Source organism: Mesorhizobium sp. WSM4850 (assembly GCF_055811735.1).
Genome location: NZ_JBVVPV010000133.1, coordinates 1 through 1,322, shown reverse-complemented (window position 1 = coordinate 1,322; position 1,322 = coordinate 1). Strand labels below are relative to the sequence as shown.

The window sequence follows — 1,322 nt, the reverse complement described above, 5'->3', positions numbered from 1 at the left end:
GTCGGCCTCTTGTTCGGTGTCGGCTTTGCCTATTCGAAATACGGCGCCGGCGTCGAGTTCTTCCCGAATGTCGAGCCTGACTACGGCCTGCTCTATGTGCACGCCCGCGGCAACCTTTCGCTCGCCGAAATGGATGCCGCCACAACGACCGCGGAAAACCGGCTTCTCGGCTGGCCGGGCGTGAAATCGGTCTATACCCGTGTCGGCAAGACGCAAGGCGGCGGCCAGGACATTCCCGAAGACGTGGTCGGCGTGATCCAGTACGAGTTCGTCGACTGGCGCGAGCGCAAATCGGCGAACGCCATCCTGGACGAACTGCGCGGCGTCATGGCCGGCATTCCCGGCGTCGACGTCGAGGTTCGCGTGCCCGAGGCCGGCCCGCCCACCGGCAAGCCGATCCAGATCAGGCTGTCAGCCGTCGATCCGAAGGGCCTCGACGACAAGGCGCGCGCCGTCGCCGCGCGCATTGCCAAGGTGCCCGGCGTCATCGACATTTCCGACGGCCTGCCGCCGCCTGGCGTCGACTGGGCGCTCGACGTCGATCGCGCCAAGGCGGCGCAATACGGCATCAGCCCGACCTCGGTCGGCACGGTGGTGCAACTGGTGACGAACGGGCTGAAGCTCAGCGAATACCGGCCGGCCGGTGCGGACGACGCCGTCGACATCAGGCTGCGCCTGCCCGAGGACCGGCGCACGCTGTCGACACTGGACGACCTCAGGGTGCAGACGTCGCAAGGGTCGGTGCCGATCTCGAATTTCGTCGTGCGCAAGCCCGAGCCGACCGTCGGCATCCTCAACCGCATCGATGGCGCGCGCACCGTGGTCGTCCAGGCCAATGTCGCCGCCGGCGAGCAGGTCGCTTCTGTCCAGCAGCAGGTCAGCCAGGCTGTCGCCGAAGTGGATCTCGGCAGTGGCATACGCTGGAAGCTCGCCGGCTCGAACGAGGACAGCGCCGAGGCCAGCGCTTTCCTCAGCAAGGCCTTCGGCGCGGCGATCTTCCTGATCTTCCTGGTGCTTCTGATGCAGTTCAATAAGTTCACCAGCGTCTGGCTGGTGCTATCCTGCGTAGTCATGGCGACGGTTGGCGTGTTCCTGGGATTGCTGTTGACCGGAGAGGCGTTCGGCATCGTCATGTCAGGCATCGGCGTAATCGCACTGGCCGGCGTGGTGGTGAACAACAACATCGTGCTGATCGACACCTACGACCGGCTGCGCGAAGAGGGCTGGGACAAGATGGACGCGGTGCTGCAGACTTGCCGCGAACGTGCCCGCCCGGTGGTGCTGACGGCGGTGTCGGCGATCCTCGGCGTGCTGCCGATCGC

Annotated in this window: 1 protein-coding gene; it reads left to right on the top strand. The window is 66.0% G+C overall.

The genetic code is table 11. The features are described from left to right. Positions 1 to 1,322: efflux RND transporter permease subunit (locus tag AC0L2Z_RS35245; RefSeq protein ID WP_473630624.1), on the top strand; the 1,322-nt coding region annotated here is incomplete at both ends.